General features: G+C 36.7%; 2 protein-coding genes. One reads left to right on the forward strand and one right to left on the reverse strand.

Annotated features, from left to right (window positions below; genetic code table 11):
• Nucleotides 1–2,521: WD40/YVTN/BNR-like repeat-containing protein (locus WBM60_RS15690; protein WP_424283309.1), on the reverse strand; the 2,521-nt coding region annotated here is incomplete at its 3' end.
• Between the two features lie 401 nt (nucleotides 2,522–2,922).
• On the opposite strand from WBM60_RS15690, the gene WBM60_RS15695 reads away from it, so the two are divergent.
• Complete coding sequence (locus WBM60_RS15695; protein WP_424277579.1) at nucleotides 2,923–4,797, forward strand: putative porin; 1,875 nt, start codon at nucleotides 2,923–2,925, stop codon at nucleotides 4,795–4,797.
• Nucleotides 4,798–5,140 lie beyond the last annotated feature (343 nt).

Genomic DNA, 5,140 nt, shown 5'->3' on the forward strand with positions numbered 1-5,140 from the left:
ATGTAATGGTGGTTTCAGCATCGCTAATTAAAGTACCTGTCCACTGAAAAGTTTGGTCACCACCATCATTTAGGCTGTAAACCACGTCAATTTCAGTAATGTCGTTAATACCTTTATTTTTGACTACTATTTCAGGCGCAAATTCCCCGCAAAGTACAGTACCGGGAACAGGTGTAATGGATATTAGCTCTATATCATCGTCGGGAATTTTAATAGGGATAGGGGACTGCCATACTCCTCTTCCATAGGTTGAAGCTGTAAGAATTCCATCAACCAGATTTATATCCAGATCACTTACGGCGACACTGGGTAATCCTGTAAAATAATCTTCCCATTCTGTTAAGGTGTCATCCAATCTATAGACACCCAGACTGGTTGCAACATAGATAGGATTATCTACATTTCTACCCTGATGCACTATGGCAAAGTATGCCTGGTCTGTTGGCAGATTTAGTGTGATGTCAACCGCGGTGCCAGCTGTTCCGTCCACTCCTACCGGAACTTTAAAAACGCCTCTTAAATCTTGTTGTTGATTTTGTGCGAAACCAACGCGATTGGATGTGGTTACGTAGATAAAAGATCCGTCCGTTGTGTTTATTGCGATATCTGAAATACCTGAATCAAATACATTGAACTCAGTAAAGGTTGTACCACCGTCATCACTTCTAAAGACGGTATTTCCTTCGGCGGCATATAAGACCAATGGGTTATTGGGATCAACCTCTAAATCATCTATTGGGGTATTCCCAAGATCATCGGAAAGCCTCTCCCAGGAATTCCCATTTAATTTGTAAACGGCATCATATCCGGCATATACCTCTCCTTCACTACTTAATGCCAAAGGCGTTATCCAATTTCCCCTGCCTGCAGGAGAATCGATTCTGCCCACAGTCTGTCCGGAATCGGTTGACACAAACAAGGGGTCTCCGAATTGAACAAAACCATATACAATATTATTATTGCTGGGATCTACCTCGTAATCCATTCCATCGCCACCCGTATATACTTTCCAGGCATTATTGTTTCGTATATATCCTGAATTATCCTGTAATCCGCCCACCATTTTAGCAGAGTCATCTTTTGCCACGGAAATACGATAAAATTGCCCAACGGCAATTCCATTTATGGTATAATCCTCAAAAGATATCCCTCCGTCTTCAGAAACATAGATGCCCCCGTCGCTCCCACAATACAATTTGTTATTAAAGAATTTTAAGGTATGAATATCTGCATGGGTATACGCAGCAGTATTACTAAACCATTCGTTGAGCTGGCCAAAACTATCCCCACCGTCTGTACTCTTCCAAATATTTAAACAACCCATATATACTTCGTCGGCATCATTAGGTGATACTTCAATGGCAAGATCAAACCACGCCTGATTAGACTCCAGAATATCTGTAGTATTTGCAGTTTTAGTAAATGTTTCGCCACTATCATCTGATCTGTATAATCCCTGGTAGCTAAAATTACTGCTCTGAGTATTTGCGCTTAAAATGTATACAACTTCCGGATCTGCCGGGCTAACGCCAATTACCAGCCTGCCTGAATCATCTGGTAAACCATCATCAATTCTGGTAAAAGTTTCTCCATCGATGGATTTATAGTAGGAGGAGACTGAAACGGCATGGACCGTATTCGGGTCACCCGGTTTAAGTTTAAAATCGGTAATATTTAGTGGTGTTTGCTTATTAAACGTTACTCCGGCATCTGTTGATTTCCAGAGCCCACGATTTGAACCCACCCAAATAATATTGGAATTCGTCGGGTCTATTACGATTTCATTTGTTAAAAGATTAATATTGGGATTCGTAGATGCATTAAGTCCGGTTTCTTGCCAGGTTATGCCTCCATCTGTAGATTTAAAAACGCCAATACTGTATGAGTCCGCTGCATCATCATCTCCGGTGGAAATGTAAACTATATTAGAATTGTTAGCATCAATAGCTATTCCCGAAACCCCTATTTGTAAAAAATTATCAAATAGATTTGTCCAGCTACTGCCAGCGTCTGTCGATTTCCATAAGCCTCCGGCCGGAGCACCCACATACCAAACATTGGCATCGTTGGGATCAACAGCTATTGCATTTATCCTTCCCTGTCCCGGGAGACTTCCTGACTGAGTTCCATGTGTGGAAGGACCTATGGATGTCCAATTACTGACTGGATTGATAGCTTTACCAATAGTGTTTGCTTGCTTTTTTTGCCATGCATTCCATAATTGCTCTGAGGTAGGTAGATTTCCATTAGTATCCACAAAATTCATCCAGTAATTTTCCCAACGCATATAAGGTTTAAAACCGCTTCCTTTTTCGTTTATATCTTTACCTTCCCAATACTTATTGAATGCTTCGGATATTTCATAAATGGTATAGGTATCTGTTGAGGAACTTGAAGTCCTTGCAATTGTATTAGAAGACTTTGATTTTTTCAAATCTTTCATCCATGGAGCACTTTCATTAAATTGAGCATACGAAAAGGCACTCGTTAGCAGAAGAAGAACTACTAATTTTCTTAACATGTAATTTTTTTTTTGTAAATATCCTGAAAAAACTAAGAATATTCAATTTATTCTGCCAAACTACACTAATTTGTATTTTATTAGATCAATAATTCGTGAACTATTGATTTTTTGAACGTTTTAGGTCCATTAAAACTTTCACATTTCGTTAGGAACAAAAAAATTAACTTTGCTGACAATATCAAATAATATTTTTTTGCCTTTAGCAGAATAATCTATTTATTAGTTGTTACTCTATTATTTTAAACTTTTGTATAAGAATCCGGCATTTCAAAAACTGTAACCAAAGTTTTTCAATGAGATATCTCCTTTTGTTATTCTTGGTTTTTATTAGCCATTCACTTTTTTCCCAGAATGATTCCTTATCATCTTCCATAGTGAATGACACCGCCAGGTTCAATATGAAAAAAATTAAAAAGAGCAAAAAGACAGACACCCTGGAAATTACAATCAAGGATTACAAAATTATTTCTTACTCAAGAGACTCCACTTACTTAGATACCACTCTTAATATACACAAGGAATATAAATACAATTATTTGCGCAGGGATGATTTTGAATTAATGCCTTTTGCCAATGTAGGTCAGCCTTATAATCACCTTGGTCTCAATCTTGATCGCAATACCCTTTATCCGACTATTGGTTCTAAAGCAAGACATTTTAACTATTATGAGGTGGAGGACATATCCTATTATAACGTGGCCACTCCATTGACAGATCTTTTTTTTAAGACCACTTTTGAACAGGGTCAGCTGTTGGATGCGATGCTGACCTTTAACACCTCAAGACGATTTAACTTGTCAATAGGATATAAAGGATTCAGGTCTTTAGGGAAGTACCAGTGGAGTCAGGTCAAATCTGGAAATTTTAAATCTACCGCCAATTATGTAACAAAGAATGGGCGTTACAGATTAAGAGCACACTGGACATCTCAGGAAATTGAAGGAGAAGAAAACGGTGGAATTTCTAATAAAGAATTACAGTTTGAATCTAAAGACCCTGATTTTAAAGATCGGTCCAGAATAGATGTTTTTTTTACGGATGCCCAGAATATATTAATTGGGAAAAGATATTTTCTCGAGCACCAATATAGATTGCTTAAAAATGAAACTGATTCTGTTAGCTCCAAATCTAATTACCTGGGGTTTGGACACACTTTTACCTACGAATCCAAGAGTTACAAATTTCAACAGGATGCTGAAAACGAATTTTTTGGAGATGCACTGGTAAGCCCTATTAGTGACAGGGCGAACTTAAAGACCATGTATAATGAGATTAATGCAGAGTTTTCTAACAGAACCCTGGGTGTTTTAAAAGCATCTGTTAATTTGTATAACTACAATTATTTTTTCAATAGCACCATTACCACTGATGAAGGTTTTATACCAAATAAACTGAAAGGGGAAGAAGTAGCTATAGGTGCAAAATACTCAAAGCAGATAGGGGGTTTTATGTTACAAGGCGGGATCGCTTACAATATCTCTGGAGAGTTAACAGGTAATATTATTGATGCAGTAGCCAGTTTCCAAATAAATGAAAAGAATAAAATTAGTGCCAGTTTACATTCTTCATCCAGATTACCAGATTTTAATTTCTTATTGTATCAGTCTGATTATGAAAACTACAATTGGTACAACACTCAAAACTTTGAAAAAGAACGTCTGAGCAGTCTGCAATTTAATCTGGAATCACAGGTATGGGGTAATATAAGCGCAAAATACACAACAACAGACAATTATACTTATTTTACTTCTCTTGCAAATGATGAACAAGCTGATGCCAATTTGGAGAATGCTTATATAAAACCATTTCAGGAAGCGAATAGCGTAAATTACTTAAAAGTTAGATATTTTAAAGAATTTAAATTTGGAGACTGGGCATTGAGCAATACCATTATGTATCAGAATGTCACTCAGGATAATGAAGTATTAAATCTACCCACATTTGTCACAAGAAATACGCTTTATTTTACCAAGCATGTTTTCAAGAAGGCAATGTTCTTACAAACGGGAATAACCTTTAAGTATTTTAGCAGTTATAATATGGACGCTTATAATCCTTTACTGGCAGAATTCTATACCCAGAACCGGGAGGAACTTGGAGCATTTCCATTATTAGACTTTTTTATAAATGCAAAAGTCAGAACTGCAAGGATATATCTTAAAGCAGAACATTTTAATTCTTCATTTACAGGGAATACTTTTTATGCTGCCCCTGATTACCCATATCGAGATTTTGTAATACGTTTTGGGTTGGTCTGGAATTTCTTCTACTAATTATATATTAAAACTGCAAATAAATACGGGTTCACATTGTAGGTCTGACTTTTGTCTGCTGTATTATCAGGATATTATTTTGTGCCTAATTGATTATTAGTTAAAAAATCCGGGTATTTTATCAATGATTTTTAACGGTGAGAGCTTCATTTTCAGTGGGTTATAAATTAATTATTTTTAGAGGATAATTTTTTTTGATTTAGGGTTGTGCAAGCAAAAAAAGTGCTCTATATTTGCACCCGCTTAGCTGGGCAGTAGACACGGTTAAGTTTTTTTGAGAAGGAATAGGATCTACTGAAAAGAAAGTTCATTGACATATTGACAGACAGCGTTTTTCTGCTTA

Origin of the sequence: Eudoraea sp., from assembly GCF_049669105.1 — a bacterium.
Lineage (GTDB): Bacteria > Bacteroidota > Bacteroidia > Flavobacteriales > Flavobacteriaceae > Eudoraea.